The organism is Thermococcus celer Vu 13 = JCM 8558 (genome assembly GCF_002214365.1).
In the GTDB taxonomy this organism is placed as follows: Archaea; Methanobacteriota_B; Thermococci; order Thermococcales; family Thermococcaceae; genus Thermococcus; species Thermococcus celer.
Window position 1 is genome coordinate 1,441,479 of sequence record NZ_CP014854.1, and the last position, 15,437, is coordinate 1,456,915.

19 protein-coding genes are annotated in these 15,437 nt (G+C 57.2%); 6 read left to right on the forward strand and 13 right to left on the reverse strand.

Going from position 1 to position 15,437, the window contains the following annotated elements:
- Positions 1-113 precede the first annotated feature (113 nt).
- Positions 114-1,343 (reverse strand): CGP-CTERM-anchored Cys-rich protein, encoded by a 1,230-nt coding sequence (locus tag A3L02_RS07940; protein ID WP_088863407.1) that lies wholly within the window; start codon positions 1,341-1,343, stop codon positions 114-116.
- Positions 1,344-1,458: 115 nt separating this feature from the next.
- On the opposite strand from A3L02_RS07940, the gene eno reads away from it, so the two are divergent.
- From eno to A3L02_RS07955, 4 genes are all read left to right on the forward strand, one after another.
- Positions 1,459-2,751, forward strand: a complete 1,293-nt coding sequence (gene eno, locus A3L02_RS07945) for a phosphopyruvate hydratase (RefSeq protein ID WP_088863408.1) — start codon at positions 1,459-1,461, stop codon at positions 2,749-2,751.
- 139 nt (positions 2,752-2,890) lie between these two features.
- Positions 2,891-3,727 (forward strand): radical SAM protein, encoded by an 837-nt coding sequence (locus A3L02_RS07950; RefSeq protein ID WP_088863409.1) that lies wholly within the window; start codon positions 2,891-2,893, stop codon positions 3,725-3,727.
- Positions 3,728-3,754: 27 nt separating this feature from the next.
- A complete protein-coding gene (locus A3L02_RS10350) occupies positions 3,755-3,997 on the forward strand; it encodes a hypothetical protein (protein ID WP_204247187.1) in 243 nt (80 codons plus the stop codon).
- Positions 3,998-4,077: 80 nt separating this feature from the next.
- Complete coding sequence (locus A3L02_RS07955) at positions 4,078-4,635, forward strand: hypothetical protein (protein ID WP_204247188.1); 558 nt, start codon at positions 4,078-4,080, stop codon at positions 4,633-4,635.
- A gap of 86 nt (positions 4,636-4,721) precedes the next feature.
- Here the strand turns inward: A3L02_RS07955 and A3L02_RS07960 are convergent, their stop codons facing one another.
- Genes A3L02_RS07960 through A3L02_RS07970 form a run of 3 tightly spaced genes read right to left on the reverse strand, consistent with a single transcriptional unit; the run spans position 4,722 to position 6,314 of the window.
- Complete coding sequence (locus A3L02_RS07960) at positions 4,722-5,174, reverse strand: Lrp/AsnC family transcriptional regulator (RefSeq protein ID WP_088863410.1); 453 nt, start codon at positions 5,172-5,174, stop codon at positions 4,722-4,724.
- Positions 5,175-5,228: 54 nt separating this feature from the next.
- Positions 5,229-5,783 carry an XTP/dITP diphosphatase gene (locus A3L02_RS07965; protein WP_088863411.1) on the reverse strand — a complete coding sequence of 185 codons (555 nt, stop codon included), beginning with the start codon at positions 5,781-5,783 and terminating at the stop codon, positions 5,229-5,231.
- A gap of 42 nt (positions 5,784-5,825) precedes the next feature.
- Entirely contained in the window at positions 5,826-6,314 is a 489-nt protein-coding gene (locus A3L02_RS07970) for an adenosine-specific kinase (protein WP_088863412.1), read from the reverse strand.
- Between the two features lie 70 nt (positions 6,315-6,384).
- Between A3L02_RS07970 and A3L02_RS07975 the strand changes: the two genes are divergently transcribed.
- Complete coding sequence (locus A3L02_RS07975; protein WP_088863413.1) at positions 6,385-7,302, forward strand: Lrp/AsnC family transcriptional regulator; 918 nt, start codon at positions 6,385-6,387, stop codon at positions 7,300-7,302.
- Here the strand turns inward: A3L02_RS07975 and A3L02_RS07980 are convergent.
- Both A3L02_RS07980 and A3L02_RS07985 read right to left on the reverse strand, forming a co-directional pair.
- Positions 7,299-8,231 (reverse strand): SPASM domain-containing protein, encoded by a 933-nt coding sequence (locus tag A3L02_RS07980; protein ID WP_088863414.1) that lies wholly within the window; start codon positions 8,229-8,231, stop codon positions 7,299-7,301. The two genes, A3L02_RS07975 and A3L02_RS07980, sit on opposite strands and share 4 nt — an antisense overlap.
- Positions 8,232-8,328: 97 nt before the next feature.
- The gene (locus A3L02_RS07985; protein WP_088863415.1) at positions 8,329-8,757 is read right to left on the reverse strand and encodes a molybdenum cofactor biosynthesis protein MoaE; all 429 of its coding nucleotides are present in this window, start codon (positions 8,755-8,757) and stop codon (positions 8,329-8,331) included.
- Positions 8,758-8,854: 97 nt separating this feature from the next.
- Between A3L02_RS07985 and A3L02_RS07990 the strand changes: the two genes are divergently transcribed.
- A complete protein-coding gene (locus A3L02_RS07990) occupies positions 8,855-9,754 on the forward strand; it encodes a hypothetical protein (RefSeq protein ID WP_088863416.1) in 900 nt (299 codons plus the stop codon).
- On the opposite strand, the gene A3L02_RS07995 is transcribed toward A3L02_RS07990, so the two are convergent.
- The 7 genes from A3L02_RS07995 to A3L02_RS08025 all read right to left on the reverse strand — a co-directional run bounded on the left by A3L02_RS07995 (position 9,747) and on the right by A3L02_RS08025 (position 15,321).
- Entirely contained in the window at positions 9,747-10,445 is a 699-nt protein-coding gene (locus A3L02_RS07995; protein WP_088863417.1) for a ThiF family adenylyltransferase, read from the reverse strand. The genes A3L02_RS07990 and A3L02_RS07995 overlap by 8 nt on opposite strands.
- Position 10,446: 1 nt before the next feature.
- Complete coding sequence (locus A3L02_RS08000; protein WP_088863418.1) at positions 10,447-10,713, reverse strand: ubiquitin-like small modifier protein 1; 267 nt, start codon at positions 10,711-10,713, stop codon at positions 10,447-10,449.
- 125 nt (positions 10,714-10,838) lie between these two features.
- On the reverse strand, positions 10,839-11,663 hold the full coding sequence (locus A3L02_RS08005) for a 7-cyano-7-deazaguanine synthase (protein ID WP_088863419.1): 825 nt from the start codon (positions 11,661-11,663) through the stop codon (positions 10,839-10,841).
- Between the two features lie 30 nt (positions 11,664-11,693).
- A complete protein-coding gene (locus A3L02_RS08010; protein ID WP_088863420.1) occupies positions 11,694-12,386 on the reverse strand; it encodes a hypothetical protein in 693 nt (230 codons plus the stop codon).
- A 62-nt stretch (positions 12,387-12,448) separates the two neighbouring features.
- The gene (locus A3L02_RS08015; protein ID WP_088863421.1) at positions 12,449-13,363 is read right to left on the reverse strand and encodes a radical SAM protein; all 915 of its coding nucleotides are present in this window, start codon (positions 13,361-13,363) and stop codon (positions 12,449-12,451) included.
- Between the two features lie 46 nt (positions 13,364-13,409).
- Positions 13,410-14,111 (reverse strand): dihydroorotate dehydrogenase electron transfer subunit, encoded by a 702-nt coding sequence (locus A3L02_RS08020; protein ID WP_088863422.1) that lies wholly within the window; start codon positions 14,109-14,111, stop codon positions 13,410-13,412.
- Positions 14,089-15,321, reverse strand: a complete 1,233-nt coding sequence (locus A3L02_RS08025) for a dihydroorotase (RefSeq protein ID WP_088863423.1) — start codon at positions 15,319-15,321, stop codon at positions 14,089-14,091. The genes A3L02_RS08020 and A3L02_RS08025 overlap by 23 nt, the downstream gene beginning before the upstream one ends.
- Between the last annotated feature and the right edge of the window lie 116 nt (positions 15,322-15,437).

Consider the following 15,437-nt stretch of genomic DNA (forward strand, 5'->3'; position numbering starts at 1 on the left):
TGAGAAAATCTGCGGGAATTTCATTTGAATTTTTAGCATTTTTTGGAGTTATTTCCAGTAGGATGGACAAAAGTCAGCAGGTGGGACATTCAACTCGGGGAAAAGAGAAAGGGTCATCTCTTCCTGAAGAGGGGGACGAGCAGTATCAGCACTACCGAGAAGGCCGGTCCGCATATCCCACCTCCCTCCTCAGGGGGTGAGCTGGAGCTCGAGGATGGAACGGTGGTCGTTGTGGAAGCTGTGGGGCTCGACGGGGCGAAGTACGCCGTTCCGTTTGGGAGCCTGTACGTTGGAACGCCTATTGAGGAGCACTTCACCAGCCGGGGGTTCCTGCTCTCGTGATATGGAATCCACGAAAACGTCCCGTTCTTCGTTTCATACCAGCCGATGTGGGAGTTCTGGCCTGCATAGCCCCACCTGGCGATCCCCGCGATCTCTTCGACGTCCTCCTTGCTTATCTCTATTACCCCCCATTCCCTCAGCCACTCGAGCTCGGTTTTTATCGCTTTGGATGCTTTCAGAGTTCTGGGATCGACGAGGGGAGCGGGGACTTTATCCGTGTGCTTCTCAAACTTTATCGACATGTTGCAGGAAACGCCGAAGGCATGCATGAACTCCTCGACCGACGCTTCGGCCTCTTCCGGTGTTTTTTCAACCGCCGTTACGTAAACCGCCGTCCTCCCGGCACGGATGACACTTGAGGGATCAACGCCGTGCTCTTTGAGACATGCCTTGAAGTCCGGATTGGGCTTCCAGGTGCAGGTGCCGTTCACACAGCCGCAGGTACTCAGGGAGAGGCAGCTGTACCAGGATTTGTAAACGCAGGGTGTCACGATCTTCCCGGCTTCCTCCTTCGGGGCGCACACCTCACCGTTGCATCCACCGGTTGCACAGTCGGAATCCGAGGAGCATTCGGTCTCTTCCACTGGAATCAGGTTCACGGTGACTCCATCCCTCGTAAAAGTGGTGTTGTCAACGGTTTCCCATCCCTCTGAGCGGAGCTTTTCGAGAACGTCCCCGGTCAGGATGAGGGAGGCGTTGAAGGAGGCCCTCAAAACGGAGGAGTTCGTCCAGTTAATCGGTATCCCCACCCGGACGTGAAGCCCATCGCTGGCGTTCCAGACGAGGACGTAGAGCCGTTCGTCGTAGTGGGAGCGGTAGATCAGAGCATTTCCCTCCGAGATAACGTTGTGCGCCTCCATCAGGCGCGAGAGGTTGTAGGTGATCCCCGGCCTGTTCAGAGCCACACCAACGGCGTAGTAATCACCCGGTGTTATGCAGGCCCTCACGAGGGGCGTTAGGGTAAACATAAGGAGGATGAGGAAGGCCACCAGTCGTTTCATGGTATCACCGGGGGTATTACGTCGTAAGGATATATATGCGTATTCATCGCTTCGAGCGGTGTTGAAGCTAAAACCTTTATATGCCCCGGGGAGAATATCACCCGAGGTGATTGCGATGGAGAACCCCTTTGAGATAACAGGAGTCGTTGCAAGGGAGATACTCGACAGCAGGGGGAACCCGACGGTCGAGGTTGAGGTTTACACGCCGGTAAGCATGGGAAGGGCCGCCGTTCCCAGCGGGGCCTCAACCGGAACGCACGAGGCCCTCGAGCTCCGCGACGGTGGAAGGCGCTACCACGGGAAGGGCGTCAGAAGGGCCGTTGAGAACGTCAACAAGATAATAGCGCCGGAGATCGTTGGAATGGACGTCACCTGGCAGAGGGACATCGATACCCTCATGCTCGAACTCGACGGCACCGAGAACAAGAGCAACCTCGGGGCCAACGCCATCCTCGGCGTTTCCCTCGCGGTCGCCAAGGCCGCCGCGAACGCCCTCGGCCTTCCGCTCTACCAGTACATCGGGGGGACAAACGCCTACATTATGCCCGTTCCGATGAGCAACGTCATCAACGGTGGTGTCCACGCGGGCAACGAGCTCGACTTCCAGGAGTTTATGATAATGCCCGTCGGGGCCGACTCCTTCAGGGAGGGCATAAGGTGGGTCTCCGAGACCTACCACGTCCTCAAGGGCGTCATAGCCGAGAAGTACGGGAAGGACGCCGTCAACGTCGGTGACGAGGGCGGTTTCGCCCCGCCGCTGAAGGAGCCCCACGAGCCGCTTGAGCTCCTCACACAGGCCATCGAGGAAGCCGGCTACAAGCCGGGCGACGAGATAGCCTTCGCCATGGACCCCGCCTCGAGCGAGTTCTTCCACCCCGACATCGGCAAGTACGTCGTCAACGGCAGGGAGTACGACCGCGGAGAACTCCTCGAGCTTTACAAGGAGCTCGTCTCGAGCTACCCGGTGGTCTCGATAGAGGACCCCTTCCACGAGGAGGACTGGGAAGGCTTCGTCATGATAACGAAGGAACTGGGGAGCAAGATACAGATAGTCGGCGACGACATCTTCGTCACCAACCCGAAGAGGATAAGGAAGGCCATCGAGATGGGTGCCGCCAACGCGCTCCTCCTCAAGGTGAACCAGATCGGAACGCTGAGCGAGGCCATTGACGCCGCCTACACCGCCTACAGGGCGGGCTACGGTGTGGTGGTCTCCCACAGGAGCGGAGAAACGGAGGATTCCACGATAGCCGACCTGGCGGTGGCCCTCAACGCCGGTCAGATAAAGACCGGTGCCCCCGCGAGGAGCGACAGGAACGCCAAGTACAACCAGCTCATCAGGATAGAGGAGGAGCTCGAGGGTATCGCCCGTTATCCGGGCAGGAAGTTCCGCAACCCCTTCCTCTGAGCCCTTTTTTTCCTTTCCACGTTGCTGGCCGGGGAGGGTTTTTAACTTCGGCTTTGACAATTCTTAAGTTGAAGGCATCGAATTCCCTCGCAGCCGGAGGGGGCTCCGCCCTCTACAACCTCCCAAAAAGGTGACTGAAATGACAGACAGGAAAAAACTAAAGATCTACATCCCCGGCGTCAAATTCCCCTCAATCTCGCTCACCGGGAACTACTGCGCCCTCAACTGCGCCCACTGCGGGCGGCACTACCTCGAGGGCATGAGGAAACCGACGCGGAGGGAGCTCCTCGACTACTGTCTTGACCTCGAGAGGGAGGGCTACAACGGCTGCCTGCTGAGCGGCGGTATGGACGCCCGGTTGAAGGTTCCACTGGATAAGTACGCGGACGAGATCAGGGAGATAAAGGAGAGGACCAACCTGAAGCTCAACGCCCACGTTGGTTTCATAGACGAGAAGGATCTGGAGTGGGTCAGGTACGTCGACGCGGTTTCCCTCGACTTCGTGGCGGACGATGATGTCATAAGGCGCGTTTACAGGATAAACAAGACCGTTGACGATTACCTCAAAGTCCTCGACCTCCTGACTGAAGCGGGGATTAGGGTTGCGCCGCACGTAACGATAGGCCTCGACTTCGGGAGGATCCACTGGGAGTACAGGGCGATAGATCTACTCGTGAAGTACCCGATTGACGTCCTCGTCCTCGACGTCCTCATCCCGACGAAGGGGACGGAGATGGATAACGTTCCAAAGCCGGGCGTTGAGGAGAGCCTCGACGTCGTGAGGTACGCGAGGGATCGCTTCGACGGGGAAATAAGCGTGGGATGCATGCGGCCGCTGGGGAGATGGCGCCTCGACTTCGACAGGGGTGCCGTCTTGGCCGGCGTCGACAGGCTCACGAACCCGCCGAGGAAGGTCATCGAGTGGGCCAAAACCATCAGGGACGTTGAGGTAATCTACGAGTGCTGCGTGATGTGACTGCCGGGTATTTAAGACGAAAGACGGGTGCTACCGTTGAGGAGGGCGTTAACGGCTTTGATAACGCTGGTCATCATAGCCACCTGCATTGGGATGGCCGTCCATAACACTCACAAGTCCACTCCCGTGGTTAACGAAGAAGGCCTGAGGCATTTCCTGGAATCGCAGTACGTTGCTGACGTTGGGCTCCTGAGGGCGGCCACTATCTCTTATCCCGACAACGGGCTGCCTACATCTCCAACGATAACCTCCTGGCCGCGAGGGCCCTGAAAACCCTGGGTTCAGAGGAGTTAGGCAACGGGGTACTGGCCAGGCTGAACGACGAATACGGCGGAGGCTGGAACGGCAAGGTGGACATCCTGCTTGGAAGGGATATACCTGACACTTTTTACTGCAGCTACAACAAGCCGCTTGGCAAGGTGGCCGGTTACAGGATAATCTACGAGGAATCGAACCGCTCGTGCGTTATCAAAAACTGGTACGACTACGCTGACCTTCTGGTTTACCGGGCGCTGGACGAGTTGTCCTCCGGTTCGCGAACTGGGGCCGAGGAGTCATTCCTTCGCTTGACGGGGATGTGGGACGGCTACGGCTTCAGGGACGCGCCCGCCGGAAGTAGCGGGAAGTACGCGGTCTACAAGTGTGCGCTGTTTATCTACCTCTATAGGGCGCTACAATACGCCGGCTCGGGGGTTGTTGATGATTACCGTCACATCTACGATGAATGCCTGGGGGTAATCGCCAGGGCCCAGGATCCCGTGCACGGGGGCGTTCACACGGACTACCGTGTATCAAACGGTCATATAGTTATCGAGGGAGATATGAACACGGAAACGACGAGTATGGTCGCGCTGGCGCTGTACTCAGAGTATCCGGGGATCATCGGGGAGCGGGCCAGGAAAGAATAAAACTTTGGGAACATATCACGTGGGGCTCACCTAACCTCGCATCATCATAAATCAGAAAGGAGAACGCCGATCATCGCCCGAAAAGGTTAGAGCTCCTCCTTGACCGTCACGAAGGACACCATAGTTACCGTCTGCCCGATGCCCTTTATCTCCCTCAGTTTATCAACGACTATCTTCCCGACCTCCTCGGAGCTCGGGGCGCGCACCTTTATTAGGAGGTCCCACTCACCCGCGATTATGTGGACCTCGTAGACTCCCTCAAGGGCCGCTATCCTCTCGGCCACTTCCCTCTGGCTCATACCTGAGTCCGGATCGTACCTGGCGAGTATGAAGGCCGTGGTGCCGAGGTCGAGCTTCTTGTAGTTTGGCTTGATGGTGAACTTCTCTATTACACCCTCCTCAACGAGCTTCTTGATGCGGTAGTGGACTGTGGTCCTTGGAATCCCGAGCTTCTTGCTGAGGCTCGCTATGTTCTCCCTCGCGTTCTCCCTCAACTCCTTCAACAGCCTCAAATCGGTGCCATCGAGTGGTGCTACCATCGCGACCCCCTTCGTCATTCGTTCAAGTATTGCCATTAACTTTGAACTACCGGCTTATTTAAGGTTTTCCTTTAGCCAATCAGCGAAGGCCTTTAAGGCATGCCCCCTGTGGGAGATCACGTTCTTCTCCTCCGTTGTCATTTCGGCAAAGGTTTTATCGAATCCATGGGGTTTGAAAATCGGGTCGAAGCCGAAGCCCGAGCTCCCCTTCGGTCCGTTGGTTATCTCCCCGTCGACCCGGCCGGTAAAGAGGTGGGCCTCGCCGTCCCAGTAGGCGACGACGCTTTCGAAGTGGGCTCTCCTGTTCTCAACTCCATCCATCAGCTTGAGGATTCCCCCTATCCCAAGGGTCCTGTAAACGTAGGCCGAGTAAACCCCAGGGAAGCCGCCGAGGGCGTCTATGAACAGCCCGGAGTCATCGAGGAAGAAGGGCCCATCGATCATGCTGGAGAGCCACTCTACTCCAAAAAGGGCGACCTCCTCGAGGGTATCCGCCTGGATCTCGGGGTACTCAAGATGGAGCTGATGAACATCAACGCCAAGCGGTTCGAAGTACTTCTTAGCTTCCTCCACCTTCCCGGGGTTGGAAGTAACGAACATCAGCCTCATGGAACCACCGAAACGGAGAGGGGGCGGAAAGATAAAAAGGTTTCAGTCTATTTTGTAACCTATCTTCTCGACGAGCTCCCTGCGCTCCCTCTTGAGCTCCTCGTCCTCTATCCTGTTGGCGGCTTTTCCATCGACGACGCCCAGAACGGCCCTGCCGAGCTCGGTCTCCGCCACGATGACCTGGAAGGGGTTCTCGCTGGCGCCGTAGACCATGGCGACGGCCGGGTGGTTCTTGACGGCGTTGAGCACGTTTATGGGGAATGCTTTCTTCATCAGTATCACGAAGACGTGACCGGCCCCGATCTTGAGGGCGTTCCTGGCGGCGAGCTTCTCGAGCTCCGGGTCGTTGCCGGTGAAGCGCGTCAGCTGGGGCTTGGCCTCGTTCATCCCTATTCCGAACTTTATGCCCGGAACCGTCGTGAGAAGGGTCTTTGCAAGGTCGTCGACGGTGAATATCGAGAAGTTCCCCTGGCCGATTATGACCTCTACCCCCTCCGGCTTTTCGATATCCACGACCTCTATTCTGACCATGTTCCCACCGGAAGAGTTTAATAGGTATTCGGGATATAACCTTTTCGTGCGGGTAGAGCGGTGAGGTGGAATGGGCGAGCCTGCAATAAATGAGCTTGAATTTCTCGCGGAGATCCTGAGGAAACATCCCACCGACAGCCTGAGGAAGATAGCCGAAGAGGAGGGTATGGACTACTACCGTCTTAAGAGGATGTACGATAGGTACTACGGCAAGTACATCTCTGTTAATGCCATGTACAACATAAGGGTAATAGGTCTCAGAAGTTACCTGGCATTTCTGGGCGTTCCATCTGAGAGGATACTCGAAGTAGGGTATAGAATGACCCAGAATCCTTTTGTAGCATACGTCAATCCTGCGTTTGGGTTTAAGAACGGCCTGTCCGCGATAATCTACGTTCCGGATGACCAGAGGGACGATATAGATGAGATGTTATCCAGGTATTCAGACGATTATGAGTACCACGAGGTCAGGGCCTACCCATACAGCGGGGACGATAACTTCGGAGAGTGGACCCTTGCCTATGAGTACGCGGTTCTCATGGACATCCTGAAGGTGGATGCGAGGACACCAGTAACCAAAATTGCAGAGCGCCTCGGTAAAACCCGTCCCACGGTGAAGTTCATGATAAACCGGCTCAGGGAGATGGGGATCCTGATAAGCTTCGAGCCGACCGTGGATAACAACGTTCATGACCGAAGCGTCCTCGGGATAACGGAAACCCTTGACGAGTCCGTTCTGGAAAGGTTCAGGGAATACGAGATAACCGTCGGGGTGTTCCCCGGCAGGGGGTACGTTCTTGAGTGGTTCTTCTCCTCGAAGGAGGACCTGGGGACGAAGATACTGGAGTTCAGCAGCTACGTGGATCGAATACTGATCAGCTATTTTGACCCGACGTTTAAGGAACTCAACGATAGAAACAGTATAAACGTGTACTCGAGGATCGTGAAAAAAGACGGGAGCGGCTACCGCTCCATACTGGAATTTTAGAGGAATATGGGACAGTACTCCAGGCCGTCTATCTCGCCCGTGGCTTGATACTCCAGTGCCCGGCAGTCGTGGCAAACGTACCTGAACGGACAGGTACTGCAGGCCCCTATTTTGTCCTTTGTCATCCTCCAGAAGTCCCTTAGTTTCCTCTTCCTGAGGGCCTTCTTTAGCCCGATCTCCTTCAAGTCCCCAACGACGTAGTTCCGGAGTAGCGGACAGGGAAGCGCGTAGCCGTCCGCCGTTACGGCCACCGTGCCGGCGAGGCAGTCGTGGTACTTCTCGACGCTCGGGTTCAGTATCCTCCTGACTTCTATGACGTTGAAGTCCAGCTTTCTGGCGGAGCCGGGGAAGAGGAGGTCGACGTAGACTTCCCCCGGAAAGGTGGTCTTGAGGCCCGTAAGTTCGTCCAGCTTCGAACTCCGCACCATCACGAGCGCTCCGTACAGCCAATCCCACACCTCAAGCCGCTGGAAACCCTCCCTGCTGTACTCCAGCTCCGCTATGAAACGGACGCCCTCGATGGGGTCGGCTGATTCGACGTCCTCGAGTTTGACGACGGCGTAGACCTCGGGAACGCCTATCTCGGAGGCGTAAGCGGCAACGCTCGTCAGGTATTCAACCCGGTCGTAGTTGGTGAGCCATAGCTCCTTTCCGCCCAGCTCCTTGAACTCTCGAATGAGCTCCCTCACCCGTTCGGGGCTGAGGGGTTCCCTTCGTAAGACGAAGGAGTTGTTTCCTATGCATCCCATGGAACGGGGTATTCCGCTTACCTCTGAGAACCTGCCCCTTCCCGCGCCAAGCTGGAGGATCATGCGCTCAAGCTTGCCGCTGTGGGGGGTGTTGCTCCACGGTGGTTTTCCTATGGAAACCACGTTAGGGGTTGCTCTCGTATCAGCGGTAGTGGGCGCCTCGTAAGCCACCCTCTCCATTGGCCCGTCACCGTAAAAGAGAGCGGCAGCATGGTATATATACTTTTTCTATTCGGATTTTGCATACTATTGGAAGTAGTTTGCAAAAAATGGAAAATCATCCCTCCGGAACGATCCTGTCCCCCTCTATCCAGAACGTCCCTTCGTCGGTTACCTCCTTCTTCCAGACGGGAACACGACGCTTGACCTCGTCTATTGCCCAGGAGCAGGCCTCAAACGCCTCCTTTCTGTGCCTCCCGCTCGCTATTATCAGTATCGTATCCTGACCTACCTCGAGCTCCCCGTAGCGGTGCCATATAAGCATGTCGAGGATGGGGAACTTCTGGAGGGCCTCCCTTCTGATCCTTTCCATCTCCTTGACGGCCATCTCCGGGTAGGCCTCGTATATGAGCTTTTTGACCCTCCTGCCATGGTTCTCGTTCCTGACCTTGCCGAGGAAGAAGACGTATCCCCCCGCCTCCGGAACCAGCAGGTAACTCAAAGCCTCGTTGAGGTCGAAGGGCTCCTCCGTTATCCTGACCTTCATCTCGATCCCCATGGGGAGTACGATCAACCAAATTAAAAGTTGCCGGGTTAACGAAAAGGCTTAAGTGGTGTCAACGAAGGGACACCTGGTGAAGGGCATGAAGAAGTACGTCCTGATCCTCCTGCTGGTTGTGTTCATCGGATTAACGGCGGGCTGTCTCGGGGGCGGCGGCAACACCGCAACGTCGAGCCCCGCGGCGCATCCAGGCACAGGGACACCCTCAAACCAGAAAACCACGAGTTCGACGATCAGCACCCCGAGCACACCGACCACCACAACGAGCCCCCAGATGACCACCCAATCTCCAACCGAGACCTCCAGGGAATTCAGCCGGGCCGAGCTCCTCGAGCGGGTCTTGACCATAAACCAGTACACCTACGTGGCCAACGCCACGGTGTCAATGCTGGTGGTAACGCATGAAAACGTATCCTGGACTGATAACGTCACACTGGGGATGAGTGAAAGGGGTTACCTGGACTTCGGCTCGTGGAGCGCACTGATAAACACGACGACCGTCAGCGTTCCGGACGGGGTATCATTCAACACATCGAGGGTGCTGGTCAGCAACGTCACCTACATCCAGACCCCAACGGGATGGGTGAAGAGCGACGATTCAAGCACCGCGGATTTCATCTGGCGTTACAACATCGTGAGCCTCGCAAGGAAGTACCTGGGAATGGCCCCCGACCACAGGGAGAGTGGAGAGGGGCTCGTGCTCGAATACCACCTCAGCGACTACGATGTAAGGGAGCTGGCGTCCATCTACTTCGTCTCAACGCCAAATACGACGATAACCGTGAAGGGAGGTGTCCTTAAGCTCTACTTCGAGAACGGGGAGCTTGTGGGTGGCATGATAAACTTCTCGGTTATCACCAGAACCTCAATAGAGGATCCCACGATGGGAAAGATCACGATAACCCAGGACGGGTCATGGAGCGAAACCGTGAGGATAACGTCGGTAAACGAAAAGATGGAAGTAAAGGCTCCCTCTACCTGAGCTCGACGACGTCGAAGGAGTTGTAGGCGAGGTCGACTATGAGCAGTTTGTTCAGGAGGGGCTCGCCGAGCCCGGTGAGCAGTTTTATCACCTCCATCGCCTGAACCGCCCCGATGACGCCGGCCGTGGCGCCGATTATCGGGAACTTCCCCTTTTTCTCCCTCACGTTCGGGAACACCTCGCGCAGGCTCCTGGTTTTTCCGGGGACTATCGTAGTCACCTGGCCGTAGGTTCCCTCCACCGCGCCGTGGACGAGTGGGATGCCCCTCTTCTGAACGTAATCGTCAAGCAGGAACCTCGTCTCGAAGTTGTCGAGGCAGTCGACCACCACATCCACATCTCTGAGAACCTCATCGACGTTCTCCGCGGTGAGCCTTCCGACGAACGTCTCTATCTCCACACCCGAGTTGAACCTCCTGAGTTTCCATTTCGCCGACAGGGGCTTGGGGTTCCTGTCGATGTCCTCCTCCCAGTGGAGTATCTGCCTGTTGAGGTTGCTGAGCTCCGGTGTCTGCTCGTCCACGAGGAGGAGCGTGCCCACTCCGGCCGCGGTGAGGTAGTAGGCAACGGGACTCCCGAGGCCGCCGACGCCGACGACGGCAACCTTCGCCCTCCTGAGCTTCTCCTGTCCCTCGACGCCGAGGATCATCATCTGCCGGTCGTACCTCTCGAGCTCCCTCCCGCTCAGCATCTCAACCACCGCTCACCGGGGGGAAGAGCGCCACTACGTCGCCGTCCTCCAGAACCTCGTCGAAGCCGACGTACCGCCCGTTTCGCGAGACGTTCACGTCCGCCAGGTCGTCGTCCTCGGCGAACACCTCGTTTTTAAGGGCTGGATGCCTCTCCCTGAGGATGTTGATGAGTTCTCCAACCGTCGTTCCCTCGGGGACCTCGAGCTCCTCCTCACCGACGCCGGCGAGGGAGCGGAAGCGCGCGAAGTAGCGGACTCTAACCTTCATTCACACCACCCAATATAGGTTTGGAGACGGGGTTAAAAAGGGTTGCCGAGGTCCAACCCGATATCAGGGTGAGATTGAAAAACGAACCCCCGGGCAAGACCCCATGGCAAAATACCTGAAAATCGCTATTTTTCCAGTTCGATGCCCAGACGCTCCATCACGAGTCTCCTCTGCCATTCGGGAACGTTGGGCTTAGAAAGCTCCCTCTCCGCTTTCTCCCGATCCATGAGGCCGTAGCGAACGAGGGCGGCTATCCTCCTCTGCTCGAAACTGTGGCCGTGAACCCCCCAGTAGCGCTCCAGGGCCGGACCGAGGACGAGGCAGTTGGTGGTGTAGCCCGGCAGCTCCGGGAACTCGAAGGGGAGCCTCTCCAGGATCTTGAGGCGTTCCTCCTCGCTCATCATGGAGAGGAGCCTCACCTGCACCACCCCACCGCTCATGACCCTGTAAGGGCGGTGACCGAAGGGGAGCTCGTGACCGGTGATGATGTATCTGTATCCTTTTTTGATGGCGTACTTCCTCAGCTTTTCCATGGTTCGCCTGGAGCAGCGCCTGCACGGGGATTGGGCCTTGAGGAGGGCCTCGCGGAAGATGTCCGAGTAATCGTAGCGCAGAACCTTAAAAGGAACCTCCAGAGCCTCCGCCACCCGTCGGGCGTTCGCTATCGCCTCCTCAGCCATAAGTCCGTGGTCGATCATAACCGCCTCGAGCTCCGGAACGCGGTAGGCTTCCTTGGCCAGGTACAGTGTCACGACGCTGTCCTTTCCGCCGGAGTAAGCCACTACAGCTTTATCAACGTTTTTCATGAGTTCCTCGACTTCTTTCCTCACCTTTTCCCTGTCCACGGGGTGTTTTAGATAAACTTGGCACTCCCGGCAGACGGGTTTACCGTCGATAACGTCTATCTTCGCGGTCCTCTCGTCGTGAACGCAGATCGAGCACCTGAGCATGTTGAAAGAAAACGAGCGGAGCTTAAAAGATTATTTGCGGGGTTTTGAAAAGCCCCGACCGAGCTTCTTCGATACCTCCCCGGGTTTTTTAAGGGTCCCCTCCGCCTTTTTCTTCCCCTTTCTTAGTGTAAAGAAGCCAACCGTCGCTATGGCGTCCTTGAGGAGTATTCCGCGGTTGTTCCTCGCTATGAACCAGGCAAAGAACGACCCGAAGACGAGGCCGGAGAGCCAGAGCGACAGGATGAACGTGTTAGCGCCCATTCCCCCGGGTTTTAAGGCCACGGAGAGGGCCTTGTAGGCCAGGGCGAAGGCGACCACGAAGAGCGTTTCGAGCAGAAGAGACAGCTTGGTGGCCTTTCCAACAACCCCGAGGACTTTGCTATCCTCCGTGTACCCCTCTATGATCCTCTGGTCGTGGAGGCCGTAGATCAACGTTTTGGCTACGTTGGCCCCTCCCCTGAAGGCGAGGAAGCCGAAGAACGCGGCGGTTATCCGGGTGGGACTCCAGCCCCAGAGCTTGAGGAACGCCCACGCACCGACGAGCACCCAGGCCAGCGTGTAAACCCTCTCGAGCCCTTTCTTTTCGTTCTCGGGAACCTCAAGGCGGAGAACCTTTCTCCAGGTTCTTCCGGTGATCCTGCCGAAGGTTCTCATCAGTGTTAACGCTATCTTGATGAGGAGAAACGTGGCCAGAAGCAGAATGGCCAGCAGCTCGCCTATCATTACGATCCCCGTGAGAGAGGTTGGGAAAAGGATAATTAAAGGTTTGGGGTTCCGATTCCCTCTTATAACTCCCCCTTGTCCAGCCGTTTCCTCTTCACGGCAGGGGCAACGTCCCTGGCGACGCGCCTCGCGCTGAAGAGCGTCAGCGGATCCATGGTCCTGTAAACGGCCAGCTGACAGCCGCTTATCCTGACGTCTATGTATTCCTTCGCCCCCATCGCGGCCTTCAGGTACTCCCTTATGCTCTCGGCCCTCTCGAAGTCCAGCCCCGCCTTCCCGAGCCTCTCGACGTTCAGCTCGTGGATAGTCAGCGGCTGGAGCATCATCTCGTCCACGCCGAGGGAGGCGGCGAGTTCCGCTATCCTTGGAATGTCCTCATCGTTGATGCCGGGCATGAATATCGTCCTGACCGCGGAGCGGACGCTCTTATCCTTCCCGACTATTCTCAGGGCGTTGACAACGGCGTCGAAGGTGTCCGCGTTGGTGATCTTCAGGTGCTTCTCCCTGCTCGCCGCGTCGAGGCTTATCATGACGAGGTCGAAGTCGAGCTTCTCCCACAGCTCCTCCGTCAAAAGGGAGCCGTTCGTCTGGAGGTCGAGCCTCGCCTTTGGAAACCTCTCGCGGAGCATCCTGTTGACCTCCACTATACGCGGGCTGAGGAGGGGTTCCCCGTACTGGGAGACGGTTATGGCGTACGGGTCTTCCCAGCCGTAGTAGCCCGGCTTTGGAACCTTCCCGAGCTTCACCGCCACGTTGGAATAGCAGAAGATGCAGTCGTGGTTGCAGGCGGGGGTGAGCTCGTAGCTCGGGTGGTGAACGGGGTTTGGGTTGCTCAGGTCGAGCCCCTGGCAGCCCTGGCAGTGAGTGGGGAACCTTAAGTCCATCACGAACTCCTTTAAGAGCCTCGCCTCCCTGTTCTCCAGAATCCGGGGCTCCACGCCCATGCTCCTCGCGAACTCCTCCCAGCTGTACCTCATCCTCTCACCGGTTGGGGCGGAGAAGAGGAGTTTAAAAAGGTCACCCTCAGAGGAGTCCCTCAAGCTGGAAGCCGTCGAAGACAGGGCCGTCCCTGCAGACGAGGTATTTCCCGAGGGCGCAGGAGCCGCAGACGCCGATTCCGCACTTCATGTACCGTTCCGCGGAGACCTGGACGTTCTCGTAATCCATAACCTTCAGCACGGCTTTGAGCATCGGCTCCGGACCGCAGGCGTAGACCGTGTCAAACTCACCTTTCATATCCGCCAGAACCTCCGTGGGAAAGCCCTTCCTCCCGGCCGAGCCGTCGTCCGTCGTTACGATGATCTCGTCGACGTAATCGCCAACGTCCATCAGCGCCAGCTCGTCCCTTGAGCGGGCGCCGTAGATGAGCGTGATTTTCTCGAATCTCTTCCCGTACTGCATCGCGAAGGCGTAGAGGGGTGGAATCCCGATACCCCCTCCAACGAGGGCTATCCTTTTCCCTTTCGGTTCGAAACCCCGCCCGTAGGGCCCCCTTATCCAGAGGTGGTCGCCCTCGTCGAGCTCGAAGAGCCTCCCAGTAAAGGGCCCGACGCGCTTTACGACGATTGTATCCTCCCTGGCGAGGCTGAAGGGCTTCTCACCGACTCCCGGTAGCCAGACCATCACGAACTGCCCCGCTTTGAACTCGAACCTCTCATCGAAGCGGAAGGCCTTAACGTCCCTCGCGACGTCCCGGACTTCCTTAAGCGTTACCCTTTCCAGCATCTATCCTGACCCCCTCCGGCTTTCCCACGATTTCATCCTCCTCCATGACGACCCTTCCGTGGAGAACCGTCATCACGACCTTTCCCTTAAGTTTTTTGCCCTCCCACGGGCTCCATTTTGCCCGGGTGTAGAACTCCTCAGGTCTGACCTTCCATTCCCTTTTCAGGTCAACGACGGTGAAGTCCGCTTCCTTTCCCACTTCGAGCCCCTTGTTTCTTATCCCAAATATCCGGATAGGATTCACGTGCATCTTCTCGGCGATGTCGGGGAGTTCTATCAATCCCCTGTTCACGGCGTCGAGGAGCAGAGCGACCTCCGTCTCCAGCCCGGGAATGCCTGCCGCCCCGTTTTCCTTGTCTTCGGGTGTGTGGGGAGCGTGGTCGCTGGCTATGATGGGGATCCTGGAGAAGCTCTCCCAGAGGGCCCTTCTCTGCTCCTCATCCCTCAGAGGGGGATAGACCTTGAGTAACGGGTTTTTCTCGTAGTCCTTTCTCGTTAAAAACAGGTGGTGGGGCGTTACCTCGAAGCTCACCCAGGGGAGGCCGGCGCTGAGTATCTCCTCTATTCCCCCGGCTGTGGATACGTGGCAGACGTTCAGGGGCTTTTTAAACATCTCCGCGGCCTTTAACGCCCTCTTGATCGCCCTTACCTCCGCTTCCGGTGGTCTCTCCGGGTTTCGGGCGATGACCCCGGCGTCCTCCGCGTGGACGCTCACCACCCCGGGGGCGCAGGAGTAATCGCTCTCGAAGTCCTCCGAGAACATCCCGCCCGTTGACGCACCCATGAACGCCTTGTAGAAGTCCGCTCTGGTTCTTCTCGCCTCGGTGCAGTTCCCGTTGAGGAGAAAGCCCAGGGCGTAGTCCGAGTACGCCCCCCCTCTGAATAGTTTTGCCCTCATTTTGAAGGTCCCAGAATCCATCACGGGTGGGTCCGTGTTGGGCATGTCGAAGACCGTCGTTATCCCACCGTGGATGGCGGCCATGGTCCCTGTCCGAACCGTCTCCTTGGAACGCTGCCGGAAGTCCCTGAGGTGGACGTGGACGTCTATCAGGCCGGGAAGGATGACCTTCCCCAGGCCGGTTCTAAGGGTCTCCTCTCCCTTCAGCTCGCCCGTTGAGAGACGTACGATTCTGCCGTCAGAAACCCCTATGTTCCCTTCTACCAGTTTTCCATTCTTTAGAAATTTCCCTTTCAGGACGAGGTCGTACATAGTGCCCGCACGGGGGTGGGGGCCATTCGATTTTAAGTTTTTTGTTTTGTTCTTGGAGGTTACATCTGTGAAAAGCACCTCTAACGATTTTTCGGGCTTTCTTCGTGTTTGTATCA

Bases quoted from the DNA above. Each gene is read 5' to 3' on its own strand.
- A3L02_RS07960 (WP_088863410.1), bottom strand. From the start codon at position 5,174: ATGGTAGCACCACTCGATGGCACCGATTTGAGGCTGTTGAAGGAGTTG.
- A3L02_RS07985 (WP_088863415.1), bottom strand. From the start codon at position 8,757: ATGAAGGTCAGGATAACGGAGGAGCCCTTCGACCTCAACGAGGCTTTG.
- A3L02_RS07990 (WP_088863416.1), top strand. From the start codon at position 8,855: ATGAAGAAGTACGTCCTGATCCTCCTGCTGGTTGTGTTCATCGGATTA.
- A3L02_RS07950 (WP_088863409.1), top strand. From the start codon at position 2,891: ATGACAGACAGGAAAAAACTAAAGATCTACATCCCCGGCGTCAAATTC.
- A3L02_RS08005 (WP_088863419.1), bottom strand. From the start codon at position 11,663: ATGCTCAGGTGCTCGATCTGCGTTCACGACGAGAGGACCGCGAAGATA.
- A3L02_RS07965 (WP_088863411.1), bottom strand. From the start codon at position 5,783: ATGAGGCTGATGTTCGTTACTTCCAACCCCGGGAAGGTGGAGGAAGCT.
- A3L02_RS08015 (WP_088863421.1), bottom strand. From the start codon at position 13,363: ATGAGGTACAGCTGGGAGGAGTTCGCGAGGAGCATGGGCGTGGAGCCC.
- A3L02_RS08000 (WP_088863418.1), bottom strand. From the start codon at position 10,713: ATGAAGGTTAGAGTCCGCTACTTCGCGCGCTTCCGCTCCCTCGCCGGC.
- eno (WP_088863408.1), top strand. From the start codon at position 1,459: ATGGAGAACCCCTTTGAGATAACAGGAGTCGTTGCAAGGGAGATACTC.
- A3L02_RS07970 (WP_088863412.1), bottom strand. From the start codon at position 6,314: ATGGTCAGAATAGAGGTCGTGGATATCGAAAAGCCGGAGGGGGTAGAG.
- A3L02_RS08025 (WP_088863423.1), bottom strand. From the start codon at position 15,321: ATGTACGACCTCGTCCTGAAAGGGAAATTTCTAAAGAATGGAAAACTG.
- A3L02_RS07940 (WP_088863407.1), bottom strand. From the start codon at position 1,343: ATGAAACGACTGGTGGCCTTCCTCATCCTCCTTATGTTTACCCTAACG.
- A3L02_RS07975 (WP_088863413.1), top strand. From the start codon at position 6,385: ATGGGCGAGCCTGCAATAAATGAGCTTGAATTTCTCGCGGAGATCCTG.
- A3L02_RS07980 (WP_088863414.1), bottom strand. From the start codon at position 8,231: ATGGAGAGGGTGGCTTACGAGGCGCCCACTACCGCTGATACGAGAGCA.
- A3L02_RS08010 (WP_088863420.1), bottom strand. From the start codon at position 12,386: ATGATAGGCGAGCTGCTGGCCATTCTGCTTCTGGCCACGTTTCTCCTC.
- A3L02_RS07995 (WP_088863417.1), bottom strand. From the start codon at position 10,445: ATGCTGAGCGGGAGGGAGCTCGAGAGGTACGACCGGCAGATGATGATC.
- A3L02_RS08020 (WP_088863422.1), bottom strand. From the start codon at position 14,111: ATGCTGGAAAGGGTAACGCTTAAGGAAGTCCGGGACGTCGCGAGGGAC.